The 23,162-nt window shown below is 63.4% G+C and carries 14 protein-coding genes and 1 tRNA gene; 10 read left to right on the top strand and 5 right to left on the bottom strand.

The window, feature by feature from the left end; translation table 11 throughout:
* Positions 1–11 precede the first annotated feature (11 nt).
* The 3 genes from FYK34_RS14485 to FYK34_RS14495 all read right to left on the bottom strand — a co-directional run bounded on the left by FYK34_RS14485 (position 12) and on the right by FYK34_RS14495 (position 6,745).
* Positions 12–4,070, bottom strand: a complete 4,059-nt coding sequence (locus FYK34_RS14485) for an HTH domain-containing protein (protein WP_149297569.1) — start codon at positions 4,068–4,070, stop codon at positions 12–14.
* A 240-nt stretch (positions 4,071–4,310) separates the two neighbouring features.
* A tRNA-Ala gene (locus FYK34_RS14490) sits at positions 4,311–4,386 on the bottom strand.
* Between the two features lie 61 nt (positions 4,387–4,447).
* Positions 4,448–6,745: a sensor histidine kinase gene (locus tag FYK34_RS14495; RefSeq protein ID WP_196782498.1), complete on the bottom strand. Its 2,298-nt coding sequence runs from the start codon at positions 6,743–6,745 to the stop codon at positions 4,448–4,450.
* Positions 6,746–6,926: 181 nt separating this feature from the next.
* On the opposite strand from FYK34_RS14495, the gene FYK34_RS14500 reads away from it, so the two are divergent.
* The 7 genes from FYK34_RS14500 to FYK34_RS14530 all read left to right on the top strand — a co-directional run bounded on the left by FYK34_RS14500 (position 6,927) and on the right by FYK34_RS14530 (position 15,327).
* Positions 6,927–7,931, top strand: a complete 1,005-nt coding sequence (locus FYK34_RS14500; protein WP_149297571.1) for a TRAP transporter substrate-binding protein — start codon at positions 6,927–6,929, stop codon at positions 7,929–7,931.
* A 60-nt stretch (positions 7,932–7,991) separates the two neighbouring features.
* Positions 7,992–8,618, top strand: coding sequence for a TRAP transporter small permease (locus tag FYK34_RS14505; RefSeq protein ID WP_149297573.1), 627 nt, complete (start codon positions 7,992–7,994; stop codon positions 8,616–8,618).
* Positions 8,615–9,901, top strand: coding sequence for a TRAP transporter large permease (locus FYK34_RS14510; RefSeq protein WP_149297575.1), 1,287 nt, complete (start codon positions 8,615–8,617; stop codon positions 9,899–9,901). The genes FYK34_RS14505 and FYK34_RS14510 overlap by 4 nt, the downstream gene beginning before the upstream one ends.
* A 151-nt stretch (positions 9,902–10,052) precedes the next feature.
* Positions 10,053–12,335, top strand: a complete 2,283-nt coding sequence (locus tag FYK34_RS14515) for an NADP-dependent malic enzyme (RefSeq protein WP_149297577.1) — start codon at positions 10,053–10,055, stop codon at positions 12,333–12,335.
* 72 nt (positions 12,336–12,407) lie between these two features.
* Entirely contained in the window at positions 12,408–12,659 is a 252-nt protein-coding gene (locus FYK34_RS14520; RefSeq protein ID WP_149297579.1) for a type II toxin-antitoxin system HipA family toxin, read from the top strand.
* A 12-nt stretch (positions 12,660–12,671) separates the two neighbouring features.
* On the top strand, positions 12,672–14,300 hold the full coding sequence (locus FYK34_RS14525; protein WP_149297581.1) for an ArnT family glycosyltransferase: 1,629 nt from the start codon (positions 12,672–12,674) through the stop codon (positions 14,298–14,300).
* Positions 14,301–14,424: 124 nt separating this feature from the next.
* Complete coding sequence (locus FYK34_RS14530) at positions 14,425–15,327, top strand: VirK/YbjX family protein (RefSeq protein ID WP_149297583.1); 903 nt, start codon at positions 14,425–14,427, stop codon at positions 15,325–15,327.
* Between the two features lie 4 nt (positions 15,328–15,331).
* On the opposite strand, the gene FYK34_RS14535 is transcribed toward FYK34_RS14530, so the two are convergent.
* The gene (locus FYK34_RS14535) at positions 15,332–15,934 is read right to left on the bottom strand and encodes a flavin reductase family protein (protein WP_149297585.1); all 603 of its coding nucleotides are present in this window, start codon (positions 15,932–15,934) and stop codon (positions 15,332–15,334) included.
* Between the two features lie 116 nt (positions 15,935–16,050).
* Here FYK34_RS14535 and dnaE point away from each other — a divergent pair, with 116 nt between their 5' ends.
* Positions 16,051–19,491 (top strand): DNA polymerase III subunit alpha, encoded by a 3,441-nt coding sequence (dnaE, locus tag FYK34_RS14540; protein ID WP_149297587.1) that lies wholly within the window; start codon positions 16,051–16,053, stop codon positions 19,489–19,491.
* Between the two features lie 348 nt (positions 19,492–19,839).
* Positions 19,840–20,337 (top strand): 2TM domain-containing protein, encoded by a 498-nt coding sequence (locus FYK34_RS14545; RefSeq protein WP_149297589.1) that lies wholly within the window; start codon positions 19,840–19,842, stop codon positions 20,335–20,337.
* Positions 20,338–20,543: 206 nt separating this feature from the next.
* Here FYK34_RS14545 and FYK34_RS14550 read toward each other — a convergent pair whose 3' ends face one another.
* Positions 20,544–22,517: a phosphocholine-specific phospholipase C gene (locus FYK34_RS14550; RefSeq protein WP_149297592.1), complete on the bottom strand. Its 1,974-nt coding sequence runs from the start codon at positions 22,515–22,517 to the stop codon at positions 20,544–20,546.
* Between the two features lie 172 nt (positions 22,518–22,689).
* Between FYK34_RS14550 and FYK34_RS14555 the strand changes: the two genes are divergently transcribed.
* Positions 22,690–23,130 (top strand): GNAT family N-acetyltransferase, encoded by a 441-nt coding sequence (locus tag FYK34_RS14555; RefSeq protein WP_149297594.1) that lies wholly within the window; start codon positions 22,690–22,692, stop codon positions 23,128–23,130.
* Positions 23,131–23,162 lie beyond the last annotated feature (32 nt).

A 23,162-nucleotide genomic window follows, 5' to 3' on the forward strand; every position in this document is an offset into this window, starting at 1 on the left:
ATCCTCGTCAGTCATTCGTCCTCCTTCCATCCAGCTTTCACCGCTTTTCCAAACAGTTCAGCCGCAGATGCGATGAGCTGATAGAAGATCTCCGGCTCCATTTCTTTGATTTCTTGGAGAATGCGTTCATCGATCCAGCTGTGATACAGATCGTTTTTCCGTCCAAGAGAAAACTTCGGGGCGTAGCAGAGGGCATGAAGTATTTCTGCGTAGCTCGTTACTGAGAACTGTGTTGCAGCGCCTCGCTCGACAATCGACGCCCACCCACGAATATCGAGTTGGCCGAGTAGCCATTCGCAGCGGGCCTCTGCCGCCTTAGAGTCGCTCTCCGTGTCCCAGATCGTACGAACCGCATGAAGTAGGGCGAGCGTGTATTGATTGAGCCAGGCGAGCTCATGGGGAACTTGCAGTACCCTTGCCAACCGCAGCCGCTGGGAGGCTTCTCGTATCGCTCGAAGCTCGGCGGTTTCGACCATTGATCCGTTGTCGAGTGGTGCATGCAGCAGGTGATATGTCAATTCATCCTCCAGCACTGGCACGAACGTGTATCCAGATCGTCTCAGGGTAGTCCGGTGCTCTCGTCCGTCCTCGACGCTAAGGCCACCGGAAGCGACCAAGTATTCAATTATGTCCAGGCTGGTCAGGATCGGCGTTTGCTGGTCGCCGCGGGTCATTTGGATGTGGCGATTGACGAAGCGGTCATCGACGACGAAGGCATCAATCGGTTTGTCCGTAGCCAAAAAGTTCAGTTGGGCTTGTAGCTGCGCCTCTTCGCTATCGTGATCGGGCGACCCTATTGTCTCAATCCGCCCATCGGCCAGGGCTGGGGCCAGCACCGTCCGGATGTATTCGATGGTAGCCAGTTGCTCGCTAGCGAAGCTCTCGTAAGCAAGAAGTTGGTTATCTTGATCATCCTGCGACTTCGTGATGTAGACCGTGAAGCCAGCACCCCTCAACTTCCCGAGAATACCCGTTGTGCGCAGGTAGGTGGTGGAGAGATTGTCCAGATAAAGGGTCGCCCCATCACGGATGCGTGGCTCATTAGGCCAACGTTCCTCATGGAGCTTGAGATAAGAACAGGCACGTTGCTCCTCGGTTGCCGTGATCATTCCCCTTAGGCGCAAGGCCTCGACCACTGCCTGGCAGCTGCATAAGCATGCTTCATACGCAGTGAGGTTAGCCTCCTCTTCCATAACGCTGCCAAGACGATGAACCGGTGAGGAGCGGACGACATAGGTACAGTTTGAAGATTGAACTGCGGCTTCCAACATGGACGCAAGGTCAAACCCAACCTCTTGTGCGAGGCTCGCGTTGGCCTGCTTTTGCTGGGCGAAGATTTCAAGGGAACCGGCCGCAAGCAAACGCTTGAGGAATTGCGCATCCTTGACTTGGCTAGGCTGATGAAACGCGACACGCTGTCGCTCGTGAAACAGCCATACCAGCAACTGGTCTGGAACAAGTACGCGTTCGAAGTGAGTAATGAGAGTAGGTAGAAGGCCAAGCTGCGCGAAGGTGCAAATCGCCGTAAGATCGAGAGCCACGCGTCTCAGCTCTACTTGGACCCTCGACGGGCGTGCACCGCTGAATGCGTACACAAGGCTCCACCGCCGTGCATCGGACTCCTGCAGATTGATCGCAGGGGCCAACAAGCAGTTTTTGATTATTGACTGGTTCAGCACATAGGCCGCGCCGGAGATGGTAATTTGGCCAGCGTTCAAGGCTGTATAGGTTTGGTCCTGGCGACGATCCCAATTGGGTCGGAGCTCAAAAAGCTCTTTCATTGTGATCGATTTGAGTGGGCCTTGGTCGCCTGACTTTTCTGAGGCTCGCAGCAGCCAGTCCCTAACCTCCGAATCGCCCTCCCATCCGGCACTCGTAGCATGAAAGTACGCCGACGCCAGGATGTGGGGGTCATCATGGGAGGCTTCAGTTGCCGCTACAATCAGCTCCCTTGCATGCGGTGCATTGACGGCCTGGGCCAATTGCCCTGCACGAAGTAATTCCTCTGCGGTGCGTTGATCTCTCTGTTCCCATTCGCAAGTCGTATACCCAACCAGTGTGTCCCACTGTCCCAAGGCAATGGCCAGGTTGACGAACAATGCACGATCATTGGCGTGATCTCGCTTGGCCCGCAATGGTGCCAGGATCACTGACGCTTCTCTGAGTTGTCCATCTCGAAAAAGCGCCCATGCAAGTAGGGATTGCAGCTCGCTCTCCTGAGCCACAATGTCGGGAATTCGTTGTAAAAACTGCAGAGCACGTTTGTTTTCACTAGCGCCGTTGAATGCGCGAGTCGCACGAAATGCATCTTCGATCGAGTGCGTCTGATCGAACAGCACTTCAATCAGTGGGCAGAGCTCCTGCCACGCCTTCTCCTGCTCGAGAAAGTTGACTAGGTTCACGAGATCGCGCAATTCGCCAGTTTTTTCGTAGAGCTTCCGGCGTTCGGCGGCTGGGTCAGCGCCTTCTGCCTCAGCAATCATGCGTTGTAAGCGCTCATACTCACGCTCGCCGATTTCAGACGACGTTGCTTGGCCAAGAGTCGCTTTTGCCGTCTCGATCTGCCGGGAATGGCACAGTAGCTCGATTTCAATAGCAAGAAGTCGCGAGCGTTCCAAAAACTCGGTCAACTGGTCCCGGTGTGCGGCGATGTATTCGAATGCTGCCGCAGATGTTTCTTTCTCCATTGCCAGTGTGAGGCGGGCCATGGCTGTATCGGCCGTGCCTTTGCCGGTCAGTGCAACCTGTTCGTTGATGCGACGCTCTACGGCAACGAGGTCGACCTTGAGACCGAATTGCACGGCCAGAGGAAAGTAACTGAGCATCAGCGTGTCGTTACGCATGTTCATGCGCAGAACTTCTAATGCTCCGTTATTCAGCTCGGAATCCCGGAGGCGAATCCACAAGGCCATTTTGGAACACAGCCGCGCGGCCTCGATAACTCCGAACTCCTCGGCAATAGTTGCTTGCTTTTCATAGAGCGCAATGCTCCGCTTCCTGTCCCGCAGAGCTTGTTGATCGTCCGCCATGGGGAAGCGCACGGCGTCGAACGGCAGATATAGCACCTGCATCCGAAGTTCCTCAGGAACGACGTGGGCAAGATGCGCATGAGCTGCTGGAAAGTTCAGAACCGGCGTTTCTTCAAAGTCCGTTTGGGTCAGCAGTTGAACATGTGCGTATGCATCTAACCAGCGTCCAGCGAACTCTTCATTCATGATGAAGTTCAGCTTGCCGTCGCTATCAAACGCACTGAAATCCAAGCCGGCGCTTTTCGCCCAAATCAGAGCATTTTCAGGGCCTTTGTCATTAGTGACGATTCGCAGCATGGCGGATCGCGATTCAGGAGTTCCAATCGGCGAGAGCAGTTGTAGCGCTGGCATGCTCGACCCAGACTCGGCCGCCAAGATGAAAGCATTAGCTATGTTAGTTTCTGGAGCCCCTCCAAGGCTGCGCGATTTCGCCAGCAATTCTTTTGCACGGTCTAGATTCTCATCTCGCGAAAGCATCCTGGCGCACCAGGCTAGAGCTTGGGCCCTTACGGATTTGGAACCACCTGCAAATTCACTGTTTTCGACATTGGTCGACAAAGCGAGCACCTTATCGGTGCTGGGATATCCTGCTAGATGGCGAGCCTGCCGGATACGACGCACTTCCGCTTCGATCTCCTGATCCGTCAGTCTAACCGTGAAGGCAAATTGTTGGGCCTGCTTTTGGCGTTGAATGCCCTCGGCGGTGTCCGATTGGAATTTTGCTTCATGATCCCGCTTCCACTGCTTTAAAAGTTCTGCGGGGTAGTCCTGGTATTGGGTATCCACCATCGGATGATGGAAACCGCACAAGAGGATCAAATTATCGGGGCTGTTCCGTTCTTCATCAGGGAGGTCTGGCTTTCCTCTTGGCCCGTTATCAGAAGCGGCGTAGATATGGCAGATTTGGGCCAATACGGCGGCGTCGGATTTTTCCGAACCGGGGGAAATGACGGGATGAGTGCAATCGGGGTGAGCACATTGATTGCCACTGTTGCCGAACAAGACCTTGAGGGTCCACTGTGTGTATGAACGATTTGCCATATGCGTATCTTACGCTTTGATCCTGCCCCACAAAACTGTCCCATTAAAAAAACTAACCCGCCGTTTGGCGGGTTAGTGTTGATATGGAACTCGGTGTGACATGGCTCTTGGAAACACGCTTGAGCAGCACACGTAGGCCTGGCGATAGCATATTTTTGCAGTTTGTCTGGGTAGCATATCTTTGCAGTAGCTGCAAAAAAATGCTTCCTGTTTCAACTCTGCCAAGCCCTTGATATTCCTTGGTGGACCGAAAGGGGATCGAACCCTCGACCTCTGCATTGCGAACGCAGCGCTCTCCCAGCTGAGCTATCGGCCCATACGTCTGAATCAACTGTCAAATGCTAACACGACGGCATTTCTTTTGACCAGCCCCCTGCCTAACTCTGTCCCCCTCCGGCCAAAGGCAGGCTGAACCAGAATACGCAGCCGCCTTCCTGGCTACTGACGGCGCCGAACTCGCCGCGGTGGAATTCCACGATGGAGCGGCAGATGTTGAGGCCTATGCCCATGCCTTCCGGCTTGGTGGAGTAGAACGGCGTGAACAGATTGTCCTGCATGCCGGCGGCCAGGCCGGGGCCGTTGTCCACGACTTCCACCCGCCATTTTCCGTCCGCCACGCAGGTATGCAGCTCCACGCCGGGACGCGCCGTGCCGGCTTCCACCAACGCCTCGATGGCGTTTTTCATCAGGTTCAGCAGCACTTGCTCGATCAACACCGGGTCCATGTCCACCTGGCAAGGGCGGCGGTCCGGCGCCAGTTGCAGGCTGACGCCGTGCTTGGCGGCCAGCGGTTCGGCCAGGCCCAGCGCGCGTTGCACCACGCGCGCCGGCTCCACCCGCTCCAGCTGCGGCTCGTGCTTCTTGACGAAGGCGCGGATGCTGCTGACGATCTGCGCCGCGCGCCGCGCCTGTTCGGCGATGGCGTGGATGGCTTCGCGCACGCCAGGCGGCAAGGCCAAGTTTTCCGGCAGGCGGCGGCCCACGCCGGCCGCGTAGGTGTTGATGGCGGTCAGCGGCTGGTTCAGCTCGTGCGCCAGGGTGGAGGCCATTTCGCCCATGGCGATCAGCCGCGCGGTGTTCTGGAAACGCTCCTGTTGCGCTTGCTCTCGCTCTTCGCGGTCGCGCTCGGTGGTGACGTCGCTGACGATGGCCAGCCAAGCGGATTCGCCGCTGACCCATTCGATGCGGCGGCGGCGGATCAGCAGGTAGCGGTGCTCATGCGCCACGATGAATTCCTGGGCGTATTCCTCTCCGCGCCCGCCGGCCATCAGGCCCGGCAACAGCACGCAGCATGGCGCGTCGGCGTCGCCCACCAGCCACATTTCGGCAAAGCCGGGGTTGGCGTACAGCAGCTGCCCGCTGCCTTCGTCCACCACGCACACGCCGGCGGCCAGGCCGTTCAGCACGGTGAGAAAGCGGCGATGGGCGGCGTCCAGCGCCGTGCGCTGGCGCTGGCGCTCGGTGATGTCGAACAGGGAGGCGATCCAACCATGCTGGCTGCCGTCTTCCCCCACCAGCGGCGTGGCGAACAGCCGCACCACCAGGGTGCCGCCATGCTTGCGCCGCAGCGTCAGTTCGAAGCCCTGCTCCGGCTGGAGGTTGTCGCGCACCGCCTCCATGGCCTCGGCCAGCGGGCCGTGCTGCGAGGCGGGCCAGAACGGGTGCGGCGGCAGGCTGCCCACCAGTTCCTCCTGCGTGAAGCCCAGCATGTCGCAGAAGGCGCGGTTGACGCGCACGATCTCGCCTTCCAGCCCGATGGCCACCAGGCCGCTATGCATCGAGTCCTCTATCGCCTGCCGCAGCGACACCTCCTGCGCCAGCCGCTGCTCCGCCTGCGCGCGCTCCCGCACATGGCGCCGAATGCGCCACACCGCGTACAGCAGCGTCAGCAGCAACAGCGCGATGACGCCGGTCAGCACCGGGAGGGTCAGCCCCAGGCCGCTGCGGTAACTGACGGCCCGCAGATAAAGGCCGAAGCCGGGCGGGTCGAAGCTGGTTTGGTGGGTGATCGTTCCCGGCTGCTCGGCGGCGTCGAATTTCTGCGCCAGGATTTTGCCGTCCAGATCGACGATGCTGATGTAGTTCTTGGAGGCGATCCACCACGGCACCTGGTGATACAGCAAGGCGTCCAGCTGGTAAGAGATGCGCAGCCCGCCCAGCACGCGGCCATCGCGCACGATGGGCACGGCCAGGTCGAAGCGGTACTTGCCGGCCGCCCCCTGGTAGGGCGCGCCATAGCTGGGCCGCAACAGGCGCCCGGCCCGCCACAGCGCGTCGTATTCGGCGGAATTCAGCTGGCGGCCGTCGCGGCGCACGCCGTGGGAATCCCACTCCACGCGATGATCGACGCCCACCCGCTCAAAACTCAGCAATTCCGGGTTTTCGCGCTGGTAAAACGCCGCCAGCTGGCTGAAGCGCTCGCTGCTGACCTTGCCGGCGGCGATATCACGCCCCAGCGCGTCCGCCCACTCCTGATGCCCCTCCAGGTGCATGCGCAAGGACTGCTCCAGCCACAACACTTCCTGGATCAGATTGTCCTGCTGCTCGTCGCGCCAGTCGCGGTACACCAGGTAGCTGAGGCTGCACAGGGCCAGCAGCAGGGCGATCAGCGCGATGCTGACGCCGGGCCACAGCATGCGCGGCGCGCGGCGCGCGCCAGAGGCGGAAGAAGACATGACGGCCACCAGACAGGAGTACGGCCTTGATGATACCGCGCCGCGCAGCGGCCGGGGCGACATGCCCATGTTCTGGAATTCCCTAATGGCCAAGGCGCGCTAGAGCTTCTACTTTATCGACAAGAACATCGGCTGAAGCCGGGACTTAATCTACAACGCCGCCGAATGGATGGAGAAACCCATGAAACTGAAGCACATCGCCCTGGCCTTCTGCGCCAGCCTCACCCTGTCCGGCTTCGCCCAGGCCGCCGGCCCCATCATCATCAAGTTCAGCCACGTGGTGGCGCCCAACACGCCCAAGGGCAAGGCCGCCGAGTATTTCAAAAAGCTGGCGGAGCAGCGCACCCACGGCCGCGTCAAGGTAGAGGTCTATCCCAACAGCCAGCTGTACAAGGACAAAGAAGAGCTGGAGGCGCTGCAGCTGGGCGCGGTGCAGATGCTGGCCCCCAGCCTGGCCAAGTTCGGCCCGCTGGGCGTGAAGGAATTCGAAGTCTTCGACCTGCCTTATGTGTTCGACAACTACGACGAAGTCAACAAGGTGATGCACGGCCCCATCGGCAAGCAGCTGCTGGGCAAGCTGGAGTCCAAGGGCATCAAGGGCCTGGCCTACTGGGACAACGGCTTCAAGAACTTCTCGTCCAACAAGCCCATCCACACTCCGGCTGACCTCAAGGGCATGAAGATCCGCATCCAGTCGTCCAAGGTGCTGGAGGAAGAAATGCGCACCCTGGGCGCGCTGCCGCAGGTGATGGCCTTCTCCGAGGTCTACCAGGCGCTGCAGACCGGCGTGGTGGACGGCACCGAGCTGGAGGCGTCCAACCTCTACACCAGCAAAGCCTACGAGGTGCAGAAGAACCTGACGCTGACCCAGCACGGTTTCCTGGGCTACGCGCTGATCGTCAACAAGAAGTTCTGGGACGGCCTGCCGTCCGACATCCGCGGCGAGCTGGACAGCGCCGTGGCCGACGCCTCCACCTACGCCAACCAGATCGCCAAGGAAGAAAACGACAAGGCGCTGGCCGCGATCAAGGCTTCCGGCAAGACCCAGGTTTACGTGCCGACGCCGCAGGAGCGCCAGGCCTTCAAGAAAGCCATGCTGCCGGTGCATCAGAAGATGGCCTCCCGCATCGGTCCGGACCTGCTGAAAGCCATTTACAAGGAAACCGGCTTCAACCCCGCCCAGTAAGCCCTGCCTGGCCGCGCCCCAGCCGGGGCGCGGTTTTTCCATGCGCTTAGGAATACCGCCATGCTGAAAGTCCTCGATCATCTCGAGGAGTGGCTGATCGCCTGTCTGATGGGGGCCGCCACCCTGATCACCTTCGCCGCGGTGCTGCACCGCTACGGCTCGGGCGTACCCGCTCTTCAACCCTACCTCGCCCATATCAATATGGCCTGGGCGCAGGAGCTGACCATCTATCTATTTGTCTGGATGGCGAAATTCGGCGCCGCCTACGGCGTGCGCACCGGCATCCACGTCGGCGTCGACGTGCTGGTCAACCGCTTGTCCGACAAGAAGCGCGCCTATCTGATCGTCGTCAGCCTGCTGGCCGGCGCGTTGTTCACCGGCGTGGTCGGCACCCTGGGCGCCAATTTCGTCTGGGCCATCGGCCATACCGATCAGACCTCGCCGGACCTGGAGGCGCCGATGTGGCTGGTCTACCTGGCCGTGCCCTGCGGCTCTTACCTGATGTGCTTCCGCTTCCTGCAGGTGCTGGCGGGCTTCCTCCGCACCGGCGCGCTGCCCAAGCATGACCACACCCACGTGGAGGGCATGGACGACGTCGCCCAAGACAGCAACTGGTTCGCCATGGACGACAATCTGCACCCGCGCGATATGCCGGGTGAGGACCGCAAAGGGAGCAAACGGCAATGAGCGTGCTCATCATTTTCGGCCTGCTGGTCATCCTGATGCTGACCGGCATGCCCATCTCCATCGCCCTGGGCCTGACCGTGCTGAGCTATTTGTTCGGCATGACCGATATTCCGGTCGAATCGGTGGCGCTGAAGCTGTTCACAGGCATCGAGAAGTTCGAGATCATGGCCATCCCCTTCTTCATCCTGGCCGGCAATTTCCTGACCCACGGCGGCGTGGCGCGGCGCATGATCAATTTCGCCACCAGCCTGGTCGGGCACTGGTACGGCGGCCTGGGCCTGGCCGGCGTGCTGGCCTGCGCGCTGTTCGCGGCGGTATCCGGCTCCAGCCCGGCCTGCGTGGTGGCCATCGGCTCCATCCTGTTGCCGGCCATGGTGAAGCAGGGCTTTCCCAAGCAGTTCGGCGCCGGCGTGATCACCACTTCGGGCGCGCTGGGCATCCTGATCCCGCCCTCCATCGCCATGGTGATGTATTCGGTGGCCACCAACACCTCGGTGGGCCAGCTGTTCATCGCCGGCGTGGTGCCGGGCCTGATGCTGGCCAGCCTGCTGGGGCTGACCACCTGGTACCGCGCCCGCAAGCATGACTACCCGCGCCTGCCCAAGGCCAGTTTCGCCCAGCGCATGAAGGCGCTGCGCGAGAGCATCTGGGGCCTGCTGCTGATCGTGCTGGTGATAGGCGGCATCTACAGCGGCATCTTCACCCCGACCGAGGCCGCGGCCATGTCCGCCGTCTACGCCTTCATCGTCGCCGTTTTCGTCTACAAGGATCTGACGCTGAAGCAGGTGCCCAAGGTGTTGCTGGATTCGGCCAGCATGTCGGCGATGCTGCTCTACATCATCACCAACGCCGTGCTGTTCTCCTTCCTGATGACCTCGGAAAACGTGCCGCAGATGATGGCGGGCTGGCTGATCGACGCCGGCCTGGGTCCGATCGCCTTCCTGCTGATGGTGAACGTCCTGCTGTTGCTGGCCGGCAATGTGATGGAGCCGTCTTCCATCATCCTGATCATGGCGCCCATCCTGTTCCCGGTCGCCCAGCAGCTAGGCATCGACCCCATCCACTTCGGCATCCTGATCACGGTGAACATGGAGGTGGGCATGTGCCATCCGCCGGTCGGATTGAACCTTTACGTCGCTTCGGGGATCACCAAGATGGGCATCACCGAACTGACCGTGGCGGTCTGGCCCTGGCTGCTGACCATGCTGGCCTTCCTGCTGGCCGTGACCTACATCCCGGCGATCTCGCTGTGGCTGCCGCGCACGCTGGGCATGATGAATTAAGGCCGCCTGGCCGGACGATATGCCGCCGCGACGGGTCCGCCCGCCGCGGCTTTTGTCTGACACGCGTAGCCCGCCCGCTACATAAAGCCTTATAATGCCCAGCTATCCCTTACCGCATAAGAACATCTCTCTCTCAATCAGGAGCCTGCGAATGGACGAGCAATTGCGTCAAAGCGCCTTGGAGTTTCACCAGTTCCCGACACCGGGCAAGATTCAGGTCGCCCCGACCAAGCCGCTGACCACTCAGCGCGATCTGGCGCTGGCCTACTCCCCTGGCGTGGCCGCCCCCTGCGACGCCATCGTCGAAGATCCGCTCAACGCCTACAAATACACCGCCCGCGGCAACCTGGTGGCGGTGATCTCCAACGGCACCGCGGTGCTGGGCCTGGGCAATATCGGCGCGCTGGCCAGCAAGCCGGTGATGGAAGGCAAGGGCGTATTGTTCAAGAAATTCGCCGGCATCGACGTGTTCGACATCGAAGTCAACGAGCTGGACCCGGACAAGCTGGTGGACATCATCTGCTCGCTGGAACCCACCTTCGGCGGCATCAACCTGGAAGACATCAAGGCGCCTGAGTGCTTCTACATCGAGAAGAAGTGCCGCGAGCGCATGGGCATTCCGGTGTTCCACGACGACCAGCACGGCACCGCCATCGTGGCCGCCGCCGCGGTGCTGAACGGCCTGCGCCTGGTGAAGAAGGAAATCGGCGAAGTGCGCGTGGTGGCCTCCGGCGCCGGCGCCGCCGCCATCGCCTGCCTGGACCTGCTGGTGGCCCTGGGCGTGAAACGCGAAAACGTCACCGTCTGCGACTCCAAGGGCGTGATCTACCACGGCCGCGACGAGAAGCTGGACGAATCCAAGCAACGCTACGCCATCGCCGACAAGGGCTGGCGCAAGCTGGCCGACGCCATGGCCGGCGCCGACATCTTCATGGGCCTGTCCGGCCCGCGCCTGGTGTCGCAAGACATGGTCAAATCCATGGCGCGCGATCCGCTGATCCTGGCCATGGCCAACCCGGAACCGGAAATCCTGCCGCCGCTGGTCAAGGAAGTGCGCCCGGACGCCATCATCGGCACCGGCCGCTCGGACTTCCCGAACCAGGTCAACAACGTGCTGTGCTTCCCCTTCATCTTCCGCGGCGCGCTGGACGTGGGCGCCACCACCATCAATGAAGAGATGAAGCTGGCCACCGTGCGCGCCATCGCCGACCTGGCCATGGCCGAGCAGAACGACGTGGTCGCCACCGCCTACGGCGACCAGGAGCTGTCCTTCGGCCCGGAATACGTGATCCCGAAGCCGTTCGACCCGCGCCTGATCGTCAAGATCGCCCCGGCCGTGGCCAAGGCGGCGATGGACTCCGGCGTCGCCACCCGCCCGATCCAGGACTTCGACGCCTACGCCGACCAGCTGGCTCAATTCGTGTACAAGACCAACTTGTTCATGAAGCCGGTGTTCGCCCAGGCCAAGAAGGACCCGAAACGCGTGGTGATGACCGAGGGCGAAGACGAGCGCGTGCTGCACGCCACCCAGGAAATCGTCACCCAGGGCCTGGCCAAGCCCATCCTGGTGGGCCGTCCCAGCGTGATCGAGAAACGCATCGAGAAGCTGGGCCTGAAGCTGCGCGCCGGCGTGGATTTCGAGCTGGTCAACAATGAATCCGACCCGCGCTTCAACGACTACTGGCAGGACTACTACCAGCTGATGAAGCGCAAGGGCGTGTCGCAGGAGCAGGCCCGCCGCCGCGTGATCGGCAACACCACGCTGATCGGCGCAATGATGGTGCGCCGCGGCGACGCCGACGCGCTGATCTGCGGCACCTACGGCCCGTACCGGCAGCACTTCGACATCCTGGAGAACGTGCTGGGCTACGCCAATCAGGACAAGGTGGCCGGCGCGATGAACGCGCTGATCCTGCCGACCGGCAACATCTTCATCGCCGACACCTACGTCAACGCCGACCCGAACGCCGAGCAACTGGCCGCCATCACCAAGATGGCGTCGGAGTCGATCAAGCGCTTCGGCATCCAGCCCAAGGCCGCGCTGCTGTCCAACTCCAGCTTCGGCGCGCTGAACACACCGTCGGCGCAGAAGATGCGCGCCGCCTTCGACCTGATCCGCGAAACGCAGCCGGAACTGGAAATCGACGGCGAGATGCAGGGCGACGCCGCGCTGGTGGAAAGCATCCGCCAGCAAGCCATGCCGGACTCCACGCTGAAGGGCTCCGCCAACCTGTTGATCATGCCGAACGTGGAAGCCGCCAACATCAGCTACAACCTGCTGCGCGTATCGGCGTCCGACGGCGTGACCATCGGCCCCATCCTGATGGGCATGGCCAAGCCGGCGCACATCCTGACCCCGATCTCCTCGGTGCGCCGCATCGTCAACATGGTGGCGCTGGCCTCGGTCGACGCGCAAGCCGTCCCGCGGGGCTGATCCGGCGCCTCAGGCGTCTTATACTGAACGGGCAAGCGTCGCTTGTCCGTTTTTTTATCGCCGGAATCCGCCATGAGCCAAGACAATCCAAATGATCCTTTCGCCCTGTTCCGCCAGTTCTGGCAACAGGCCACGCCCCCGGGCATGCAGGCCTTCCTGCCGCCGATGTCGGAAGAGGAAATCGAGCGCAGGCTGGCCGAGCTGCGCGTGGTGGAAGGCTGGCTGACCATGAACCTGGGCGTGCTGTCCATGCAGATCAAGACGCTGGAAATGCAGAAGGCCGCCCTGCATTCCATGCGCCCCAAGGACCCGCCCGCCGGCTAAGCGGAGAGCGCCTTGCGCCCCGCTCCGGCGCCCGGCTGGCTGGCGACGGCGCTGCTGCTGGCGCTGTGGCTGCTGCCCGGCCTGGTGGGCCATGAGCCCTGGAAACCGGACGAAGCCTATACCTTCGGCCTGGTGCGCCATCTCGCCGCCAGCGGCGACTGGACGGTGCCCGCGCTGGCCGGCGAGCCCTTCCTGGAAAAGCCGCCGCTGTTTTTCATCACCGCCAGCTGGACCATGACCCTGTTCCAGGGCTGGCTGGGCGCACCGGATTCGGCGCGGCTGGCCGCCGGCCTGTGGAACCTGATCGCCTGGCTGGGCCTGGCCATCGCCGCCCGCGGCCTGTTCGGCCCCGGCCACGGCCGCTGGGCGCCGCTCTTGCTGATCGGCGCCATCGGTCTGCCGGTGCGGGCGCACCAACTGATCACCGACACCGCGCTGATGGCCGGCTTCTGCTGGGGCCTGGCCGGCCTATGCCATGCCGCCGCGCGCCCGGTGCGCGGCGGACTGATGCTGGGCGCCGGCGCCGCCATCGCCTTCCTCAGCAAGGGACTGCTCGGCCCCGCGTGCATCGGGCTGGCCGCGCTGGCCCTGCTATGGCGCCACGCTTACCGCACGCGCGCCTACCTCGCGGCGCTGGCCATCGCGCTGCTGGTCGCGCTGCCGCTGCCACTGCTGTGGATGGGCGCGCTCTACGCGCGCAGCCCGGATAGCTTCCATGTCTGGCTATGCGACAATAATTTCGGTCGCTTCAACGGCACGTCCAATCTCGGCCCGCGCGCCCGGCGCTGGTTCTATGGCCGCACGCTGCCCTGGTACGCGCTGCCGCTGTGGCCGCTGGCACTGTGGACGCTTTGGCGTCTGCTGCGCCGGCCGCAAGCAGGCATGCCCCTGAGCCCCCCGCTGGCCTTATTCGCTTGCACGCTGCTGGTGCTCACCTCCGCGGCGGACGCGCGCGAGCTGTATGCGCTGCCGCTCTTGCCGCCATTGACGCTGCTGGCGCTGGCCGCGCTGTCGTCCGGCTGGCAACCGCCCCGCTGGCTGAATGTTGGCCTGGCCACCTTGTTCGCCCTGCTGCTGGCCTATCTGCTGCTGGTCGCCTGCGCGCTCAGCTTTGCCATGGACGCGGCATGGCGCCACCAGCTGCTGCAAGGCCAGTTCAGCGGCTGGCAGGCGACGTTTTTCCCGCGGCGCTGGCTGGCTTTCGGACTCGCCCTGCTGGCGCTGGCCTGGTGCTGGCGGCAGGGGCCGCCCGGTCTGCCCCGCTTGCTCTGGCGCTGGAGCGTGGCCACCACCCTGCTATGGTGCGGCGCGGCCATGCTGTGGCTGCCGGCCCTGGACCACGGCATGCGTTACCGGGAAACCTTCGCCGCGCTGCGGCCTCGCCTGGAAGCCATACGCCGCGATGGCGGCTGCGTGGCCAGCCAGAGCCTGGGCGAACCGCAACGCGCGCTGCTGGAGTATTACACCGGCTACCGCACGCTGCGGCTGGAAACCCAGCCGGCCGCCCGGAGCTGCCATTGGCTGCTGCTGCAGACCCTGCGCGAGCAGATCCCGCCGCGGCTGGCCGGATTGCATCCGATATACACCTTCCAGCGTCCCGGCGACCACAAGGAGCGCTTCCTCCTGTATTTCCTGCCATAAATCGGCAAAAACTGCCATGACAAAGCCGCTCCGCGTCACATACAGTCACAAGCCACTAAACAACTTTTAACAATTTCTTGTCAGAACTTACCGTATCCTAACAACCTTAAAGGTGAGGTATGGCATGACTGTAATCAATTCCGTGGATCTGTTCTGGTCGCTGGCCAGCGGGAATTTTTCCCGCCGCGATGGCTTTGACGAGGGCAAGAACCGCTTCAAATTCGCGCTTCGCGGCATGCTGACGCTGCCGTGGACGCTGCGCTGGCTGGGAACCTTCGGCTCCCCGTCCTTGCTGCCCTACCTGCGGCACAATCCACGGCTGGCCTGCAAACTTCACCGTCCTTACCTGTACCGCTCGCTCGGCGCCGCCGGCAAGCTGCGCGCGCTGCAAGCGCATTACCAGCTGCTGGAGCAGCGTTTCTCTGCGCATGCCCGCCGCCAGCTGCTGTCCAGCGAGCCGCTGCTGCTGGCGCAGTTGAGCGGCAAGAACGAAGGCGCGCTGTCAGTCTTGCTGACCCAGCAACATAGTTTCGACAAGGAAGGGGAAATGTCGCTGCAGGTATGCAATGGCGAACGCGTGCCGCTGGCGACGCTGACCTTCACCCTGACCCGCCGCGATGACAGAACGGTGCTGGTGGTAGGCGGCTTGCAAGGCCCGCGCAAGCCGCATGGCGCGGAAGCGGTGCAATTGGCCACCAAGACCGCGCACGGCCTGTTTCCGAAGCGGCTGGCCATGGAGGCGCTGACCGCGCTGGCGCGCCGCATCGGCGCCGATGAGATCCTGGCCATCGGCAACCGGGAGCACATCTACAGCTCCTGGCGCTACCGCCGCGACTTTTTCGCCGACTACGACAGCTTCTGGCAGACGCTGGACGCCGAGCCGGTGGACAACGGCCGCTTCCACCGCATCCCGCTGACCCTGGCGCGCAAGTCCATGGCCGACATCGCCAGCAAGAAGCGCGCGGAATACCAGCGCCGCTACGGCCTGCTGGACACGCTGGCCGCCCAGGCTCAGGCCGCTATCTGACCGCTTAAGGCCGCGCCAGGCTGAACGCCGGCTCTGCCAGGCTGTAGCGGTCGCCGCCCAGCTTGCCCACCGCCCGCAGCGCCACGTCGTCTATCGCGCCGTCGCGCCACACCTCGTCCGCCACATGGATGTGCTTGACCTCGGCCAGCACCAGATTGCCGGCGCCGCTGCCGTGGCCGAAAGTCAGGCACTGGTGCAGAACGCACTCCAACCGCACCGGCGCCTCCTCTACCCCGGGCGGCTTCACCGCCACGCTCTGCGATTTGGCCAAGCCTGCCAGCTCGAACTCATCGACCTCCGACGGATACGCCCCGCAGGTGGCGTTCATCGCCGCCGCCAGCGGCTGGTTGACGATGTTGACCACCAGCTCGCCGGTCAGCCGGATATTGGCCAGGGTGTCCTTATCGCGCTCCGACGCCTGTTTCAGGATGCTGATGCCCAGCAAAGGCGGCGTCACGCTCATGACATTGAAAAAGGAAAACGGCGCCAGATTGCACACCCCCTTCAAATCCTGGGTGCTGACCCAGGCGATGGGACGCGGCAAGACGCTGCCCACCAGCAGTTGATACAGATTCGTTCGTTCCAATTGCTGCACATTGAACTCCATCTTATGCTTCGCCTGCGGTGAAAATTGCCATGCCATCATTCTAATGCGCAGCGGCATGGCCGTGCCAGCCGTGAATTGAACTGGTTCGCCTTACGGCCAGCCGGTAAAATGCCGGGATGAACGCACCTCGCTTTGTCCATCTTCGCCTCCACTCGGAGTTTTCCATCACCGACGGCATCGTCCGCCTCGATGACGCGGTCAAGCGCGCCGTCAAGGAACAGATGCCCGCGCTAGGCGTGTCGGACCTGATGAATCTGTTCGGCATGGTCAAGTTCTACAAGACCTGCCGCAACAAGGGCATCAAGCCCATCATCTCCGCCGACATCTGGCTGGAAAACGAAGAGGACCGCGACAAGCCCTACCGGCTGCTGCTGACGGCGAAGAACCGCGAGGGCTACCGCCGCCTGTGCGAACTATTGACCGAGGCCTTCAGCCACAACCAGTACCGCGGCCGCGCCGAGGTCAAGCGCGAATGGCTGGCGTCCGGCGACAACAGCAACCTGCTGTGCCTGTCCGGCGCCCATCTGGGCGACGTCGGCATCGCGCTGTCCATGGGCCAGCGCGACGAGGCGCGCCGCCGCGCCGAATACTGGGAAAGCCTGTTCCCCGGCGCCTTCTATCTGGAAGTCCAGCGCGTGGACAGCCCGCAGGTGGAGAACGTGGTGCAGGCCACGCTGTGGCTGGCAGGCGAGACGGCATTGCCCGTCGTCGCCACCCACCCCATCCAGTTCATGGACAAGGACGACTTCAAGGCGCACGAGGCGCGGGTGTGCATCGCCGAAGGCTACACCCTGGGCGACAAGCGCCGGCCGCGCAGCTTCAACGAGTGCCAGCACTTCCTCAGCGCGGACGAGATGATGGCGCGCTTCGCCGACATCCCGGAGGCGCTGGCCAATACCGTGGAAATCGCCAAGCGCTGCAATATCAACGTGGTGCTGGGCAAGAACTACCTGCCGCTGTTCCCCACGCCGGACGGCATGACGCTGGACGACTTCCTGGTGCATGAGGCCAAGCGCGGCCTGGAGGAGCGGCTGAAGCAACTGTACCCGGACGAGGCCGAGCGCGAGGCCCGGCGGCCGGAATACGACGCGCGGCTGAAGTTCGAGTGCGACACCATCATCCAGATGGGCTTCCCCGGCTACTTCCTGATCGTGGCGGACTTCATCCAGTGGGGCAAAGCCAACGGCTGCCCGGTGGGGCCGGGCCGCGGCTCCGGCGCCGGCTCGCTGGTGGCGTACAGCCTATACATTACCGATCTGGACCCGCTGAAATACGCGCTGCTGTTCGAGCGTTTCCTGAACCCGGAACGGGTGTCCATGCCCGACTTCGACGTGGACTTCTGCCAGGAAAACCGCTGGCGCGTGATCGAATACACGCGCCGCAAATACGGCGAGGAGGCGGTGAGCCAGATCGCCACCTTCGGCACCATGTCGTCCAAGTCGGTGATCCGCGACGTCGGCCGCGTGCTGGACCTGCCCTTCGGCCTGTGCGACCGCCTGTCCAAGCTGATCCCGCTGGAGGCCAACAAGCCGCTGAGCCTGGACAAGGCGATGCAGATGGAGCCGCAAATCGGCGAAATCATCGAGAGCGAGGGCGCGCAGGAGCTGATCGAGCTGGCGATGAAGCTGGAAGACCTCACCCGCGGCATCGGCATGCACGCCGGCGGCGTGCTGATCGCGCCGGGCAAGCTGACCGACTTCTGCCCGCTCTACATCGCCAGCGGCGAAGGCGCCTCGCCGGTCTCTCAGTTTGACAAGGACGACGTGGAGCAGATCGGCCTGGTGAAGTTCGACTTCCTGGGCCTGCGCAACCTCACCATCATCGAGCTGGCGCAAAAGTACATCAAGGACATCACCGGCGAGGACGTGGACGTCGCCCACCTGCCGCTGGACGACAAGGACGCCTACAAGGTGTTCGCCAGCGCCAACACCACCGCCGTGTTCCAGTTCGAGTCCACCGGCATGAAGAAGATGCTGGTGGAGGCCAAACCCAGCAAGTTCGAGGAAATCATCGCCTTCGTGGCGCTGTACCGTCCGGGCCCGATGGACCTGATCCCGGACTTCATCCAGCGCATGCACGGCGCCAAGTTCGAATACCTGCACCCGCTGCTGGAGCCGGTGCTGGCGCCCACCTACGGCATCATGGTGTATCAGGAGCAGGTGATGCAGTCGGCGCAGGTGTGCGGCGGCTATAGCCTGGGCGGCGCCGACCTGCTGCGCCGCGCCATGGGCAAGAAGAAGGTCGAGGAGATGGTGGCGCAGCGCGCCATGTTCGTGAAGGGCGCGGCGGAGAAGGGCCTGGACGAGGCCAAGGCCAACGAAATCTTCGACTACATGGAGAAGTTCGCCGGCTACGGCTTCAACAAGTCGCACGCCGCCGCCTACGCGCTGGTGGCCTACCACACCGCCTGGCTCAAGGCCCACCATTGCGCGGCCTATATGGCGGCGACCATGTCCACGGAATTGGACAACACCGACCAGCTCAAGGTGTTCTACGACGACTGCCAGGACGCCAAGAACGGCATCACCTTCCTGCCGCCGGATGTCAACCACGGCTTCTACCGCTTCGTGCCGGTCAGCCGCAAGGAAATCCGCTACGCGCTGGGCGCGATCAAGGGCACCGGCGAATCGGCGGTCAACCATATCGTGGAAGTGCGCGAGGCCGGCGGCCCGTTCACCGACCTGTTCGACTTCTGTCAGCGCACCGACAAGAAGCTGGTCAACAAGCGGGTGATCGAGGCGCTGATCCGCGCCGGCGCCTTCGACGCCATCGAGCCCAACCGCGCGCTGCTGTTCGCCAACGTCGGCCTGGCCATGGAAGCGGCCGAGCAGGCGCACGCCAACGCCAACCAGGGCGGCCTGTTCGACATGTTCGGCGACGACGTGGCGCCGGCGGTGGAAATGGCGCCCACCCGCCCGTGGAGCGACGCGGTGAAGCTGGCCGAGGAAAAACTGGCCATCGGCTTCTACCTGTCCAGCCATCCGTTCACCGCCTACGAGAAAGAGGTGCGCGGCTTCATCAAGACCCCGCTGTCGCGGCTGAGCCCGCGCAAGGAGCCGCAGCTGTTGGCCGGCTTCGTCACCGGCATCCGCGTCAAAGTGGGCAACCGCGGCAAGATGGCCTTCGTCCAGCTGGACGACGGCACGGCCAAGCTGGAAGTCAGCTTGTTCGCGGAAAGCTTCGAGCTGAACCGCGACAAACTGAAGGAGGACGTGGTGCTGGTGGTGGAAGGCAAGGTCAGCGAAGACAGCTTCGCCGGTCCCGGCCGCCTGCGCATCATCGTCGACAAGCTATACAGCCTGGGCGAGGCTCGCGGCCGCTATGCGCGCGGCCTGGCGCTGCAGCTGCCGGCCAAGCCCGACATCGCGCGGCTGAAGTCCGAGCTGCATCCGTTCAAGAGCCAGGACGCCGGCTGCCTGGTACGGCTGGCCTACAGCAACGGCCAGGCCAAGGGCGAGCTGATGCTGCCGCAGGAATGGGGCGTGCGCCTGGATGACGGCCTGCTGCTGGCGCTGAGCGATTGGCTGGGCGAAGGCAAGGTCAAGGTGCTGTGGTAGGGCGGAAGCCCCGCGTCAGCGGGGCGTTCCGCCTAGCCTGCGACTCCAACCTCTCCTGCGCATGCCGATACCAGCTGGCGGAACGCCCGGCTTGCCGAGCTTCCGCCCTACTTTCAACCGCTGACGCGGATCGCCACCTCCCCCAGGCCGCCATTCGAGCGGCTTTTTTCATGACTGCACGGCGCCTTGCCACCCGCCAATCCATGCCTATACCATAGGCGGCGGCACCCGCTGAAACCCAAGCCAGGCGGGCACTGGCGGGCCGCTGTCGCCTGTCTGTCGCCCTGCTGTCCTTGTACCGTCCCAGAAACCCAACCACACTGCGGCCAGAAATCGAACGGAGGTTTTATGCTGATACAGAAACTGAGGCTGCAACGCGGCTGGTCGCAACAACAACTGGCCGACCTGAGCGGTCTGAGCGTGCGCACCATCCAGCGCATCGAACGCGGCCAGGGCGCCAGCGTGGAGTCGCTGAAGTCGCTGGCCGCCGTGTTCGAGATCGACTTCTCGGAACTGAACAAGGAGATCGCCATGACAGACTCAAGCCCCCTGGACACCGCCGCCGCGCCGATGGCCTCGCGCGAGCTGGAAGAAATGCTGGCGCTGCAACACGTGAACCGGCTCAAACACTTCTACCGCCACTTGGCGCAATATGCGCTGGTAATGGCGCTGCTGACCGCCATCAACCTGCTGACCATGCCGCACCGGCTATGGGTGGTCTGGCCGGCGCTGGGCTGGGGCATAGGCCTGTTGCTGCATGCCGTCAGCGTCTTCGAGCTGCTGCCCGTCCTGGGCCCTGACTGGGAGCGGCGCCAGGTGGAAAAACGGCTGGGCCGCAAGCTTTAGCCCTCATAGCCTGTTCACGATTTTTGGGGCTTTGAATCCGCCACGCGGATAACCGTTTTCATCGCCGGGGCTGCCCGGCGTGCAGGGAGCGGGCACATCGAAACCCTATTTGCCTCTCGCAAGCCAGGTCCAAACACCAAAGATCGTGAACACGTTCTAAGAGCCAGTTCACAATCAATGAACCAGATGCAAGATGGCGAGCGCGGTCAACCGCTGACGCTGACCGCGCCGGTTTCCACATGGCCCGCCAGGCGGCGCGCGAAGCTGCTGTCGTTCGCGGTAGTGACGGTGAAGTCGTACCAGCCATACACGCTGGACAAGTTCCAGCTCAGTATCTGGCTGCCGCCGGCCGCCACGGCCACCTGCTGCGCCGCGCTGCCGCCATAGCCATTGGCGCTGACCTGGAACACCGCCGCCTGGCCCCCCTGATTGTTCAATTGCAGCATCAGCTGCGGCACGCCTTGCACCACACTGACGCCGCTGACGGCTTCCAGTTTGCCGCCGGCCTGATGGATATTGCCGGCGAAGCGGCGCAGGAAGCCGTTGGGACCGTACAGCGTCAGGTCGTACCAACCCAGGCCATACGTCTGGACATGGAAATAGTCCTTGATCTCGGCGCCGCCATCCACGTCGTACTGCCAAGGACCGTCCAGGCGATAGGCGTTGGCATGGACCGAGTAATGCGCCGCCTGCTTGCCGCCATTCTGCATATGAATCCACACGATGCCGGCGGACAGGTCGGCGCTGGCGTAGGCATTGCATTGGTAAGGCAACGGGCGCGCCAAGCGGCGGCCCGGCTCCTGCTGCGGCATCTGGCCGGGCTTGGGCGCGTTGGGCTTGGGCCAGTTCTTGCTTTGCAAAGCCTGGGTCAGCAGCGAGGCGGTGTCCGGGAAGGCAGGCAGGCTGAGATTGCTGCTGCCGAAATCCAGCGCCGAGGTCAGATCGCCGCAGACTTTGCGCCGCCAGGCGGAGATATTGGGTTCCTGCACGCCGCTCCAGGTTTCCAGGAAGCGGATCACCGAGGTGTGGTCGAACACTTGCGAACAAGCATAGCCGCCGCGGCTCCACGGCGACAGCACCAGCATGGGCACGCGCGGCCCCAGGCCGATGGGCAGCAGGGCGACGCGCTCGTCGGCGGCGCCCGCCGGCGGAACCGGCGGCGGCACGTGGTCGAAGAAGCCGTCGTTTTCGTCGTAGTTGAGCAGTAGCACGGTGGATGCCCAGACCTCGGGATTGGCCGTCAGCGCCTGCAGCACCTGGTCTATCAAATAAGCGCCGGCCGCCGGCGCCGCGCTGGGATGTTCCGAGTACTCCTGCGGCGCGACGATCCACGATACCTGCGGCAGCGTGCCGCTGACCGCGTCGTTGCGGATGGCCGCCACCAGGTCCGCTACCGAATTGCCGCTGACCTTGGGCACCGAGGCCATGCCGCGGTCGTGCAGCGGATTGCCGGGCTTGGCGTTGCGGTACTGCGTGAACCAGGCCAAGGCATTGTCGTCGAAGTTGTCGCCCAGCACTTGGTACACCTTCCAGCTGACGCCGGCGTTCTGCAGCCGCTCCGGATAGGTGGTCCAGCTATAACCCTTCTCGCTATTGTCTATCACCGGCCCGCCATGCTTGCCGGACGGGTCCACCATGCCGCTCCACAAGTAGAGCCGGTTGGGGTTGGTCGGCCCCAGCACCGAACAGAAATACTGGTCGCAGATGGTGAAGGCGTCGGCCAGGGCGTAATGGTAGGGGATGTCGGCGCGGTTGAAATAACCCATGGCCATTGCCGTCTTCGCCGGCACCCAGCCATCGTACTTGCCCAGGTTCCAGGCCGCGTGCGTGCCCAGCCAGGAGTGGTCCAGGTCGCTCAGGTACTGCGCGCTGGTGCGCGCGCTGTCCAGATGGAAGGGGTACTCCGCCGGCAGCAGCAGATTGGGCTGCTTGAACACGCTGTTGCCGTTGCGCAGCTGCAGCGCGCTGCGGTCGCCAAAGCCGCGCACGCCGCGCAGGCTGCCGAAGTAATGGTCAAACGACCGGTTTTCCTGCATGAACACCACGACATGCTTGACTGCCGACAGGCTGCGGCCGGCGGGCTTGACGCCCATGGCGGCGGCCAGGCCAGGCGGAATGGCGCCGGCCGCGACACCGGCCGCCGACAGCTTGAGAAACTCGCGACGCGACAACTCGCTCATGACAACGCTCCGGGATGTGCAAGATCAGTAAGGGGAAAACGGCAAAACAGCGCGCAGTGTGCGCAATCAATATGATGATTTCATTAAGCGCAGCCTGCGCCGCGGGCTATGCGGCCGTCCGCCGGTGGTTTACCCTTGCCCCCCTCCAGACGCACACTTAAGGATAGACCCCATGCAACTGCGCCAGGCCCGCCGCGCCGACCTCGCCGCCGTCTTCGCCATCGAACAGGCGGTGTTCGGCAGCCATGTCTACCCGGACTTTTTCTTCCGCCAGGCGCTGGACCTGTGGCCGGACTGGTTCTGGCTGGCGCTGGATCCGGCCGGCCAGCCTGTCGGCTACGCCTTGGGCGCGCCCAGCCAACAGCCGGACGAGCTGTGGCTGCTGTCGTTGGCGCTGCTGCCTGCCTGCCGCGGCCAGGGCGCCGGCAAGGCGCTGCTGCAAGCCGCGCTGGCCGCGATGCAGCCGCGCGCCGACGACATCCGGCTGACCGTGGACCCGGCGAATCCCGCGGCCGCGCTCTACCGCCAGCTGGGCTTTGTCGAAATCGGCCGCGAGGACGACTACTTCGGCCCCGGCGAGGCCCGCTTGCTGATGCGGTGGCAGCAAGGCTGACATGCGCTACACTCGGTCTTTTGCCCGACTGA

Origin of the sequence: Chromobacterium paludis (assembly GCF_008275125.1) — a bacterium.
Lineage (GTDB): Bacteria > Pseudomonadota > Gammaproteobacteria > Burkholderiales > Chromobacteriaceae > Chromobacterium > Chromobacterium paludis.

What these genes read in the sequence shown, in the direction of transcription:
- FYK34_RS14515 (WP_149297577.1), top strand. Translation starts at nt 10,053, where the DNA reads ATGGACGAGCAATTGCGTCAAAGCGCCTTGGAGTTTCACCAGTTCCCG.
- FYK34_RS14535 (WP_149297585.1), bottom strand. Translation starts at nt 15,934, where the DNA reads ATGGAGTTCAATGTGCAGCAATTGGAACGAACGAATCTGTATCAACTG.
- FYK34_RS14555 (WP_149297594.1), top strand. Translation starts at nt 22,690, where the DNA reads ATGCAACTGCGCCAGGCCCGCCGCGCCGACCTCGCCGCCGTCTTCGCC.
- FYK34_RS14550 (WP_149297592.1), bottom strand. Translation starts at nt 22,517, where the DNA reads ATGAGCGAGTTGTCGCGTCGCGAGTTTCTCAAGCTGTCGGCGGCCGGT.
- FYK34_RS14520 (WP_149297579.1), top strand. Translation starts at nt 12,408, where the DNA reads ATGAGCCAAGACAATCCAAATGATCCTTTCGCCCTGTTCCGCCAGTTC.
- FYK34_RS14485 (WP_149297569.1), bottom strand. Translation starts at nt 4,070, where the DNA reads ATGGCAAATCGTTCATACACACAGTGGACCCTCAAGGTCTTGTTCGGC.
- dnaE (WP_149297587.1), top strand. Translation starts at nt 16,051, where the DNA reads ATGAACGCACCTCGCTTTGTCCATCTTCGCCTCCACTCGGAGTTTTCC.
- FYK34_RS14505 (WP_149297573.1), top strand. Translation starts at nt 7,992, where the DNA reads ATGCTGAAAGTCCTCGATCATCTCGAGGAGTGGCTGATCGCCTGTCTG.
- FYK34_RS14530 (WP_149297583.1), top strand. Translation starts at nt 14,425, where the DNA reads ATGACTGTAATCAATTCCGTGGATCTGTTCTGGTCGCTGGCCAGCGGG.
- FYK34_RS14500 (WP_149297571.1), top strand. Translation starts at nt 6,927, where the DNA reads ATGAAACTGAAGCACATCGCCCTGGCCTTCTGCGCCAGCCTCACCCTG.
- FYK34_RS14545 (WP_149297589.1), top strand. Translation starts at nt 19,840, where the DNA reads ATGCTGATACAGAAACTGAGGCTGCAACGCGGCTGGTCGCAACAACAA.
- FYK34_RS14510 (WP_149297575.1), top strand. Translation starts at nt 8,615, where the DNA reads ATGAGCGTGCTCATCATTTTCGGCCTGCTGGTCATCCTGATGCTGACC.
- FYK34_RS14495 (WP_196782498.1), bottom strand. Translation starts at nt 6,745, where the DNA reads ATGTCTTCTTCCGCCTCTGGCGCGCGCCGCGCGCCGCGCATGCTGTGG.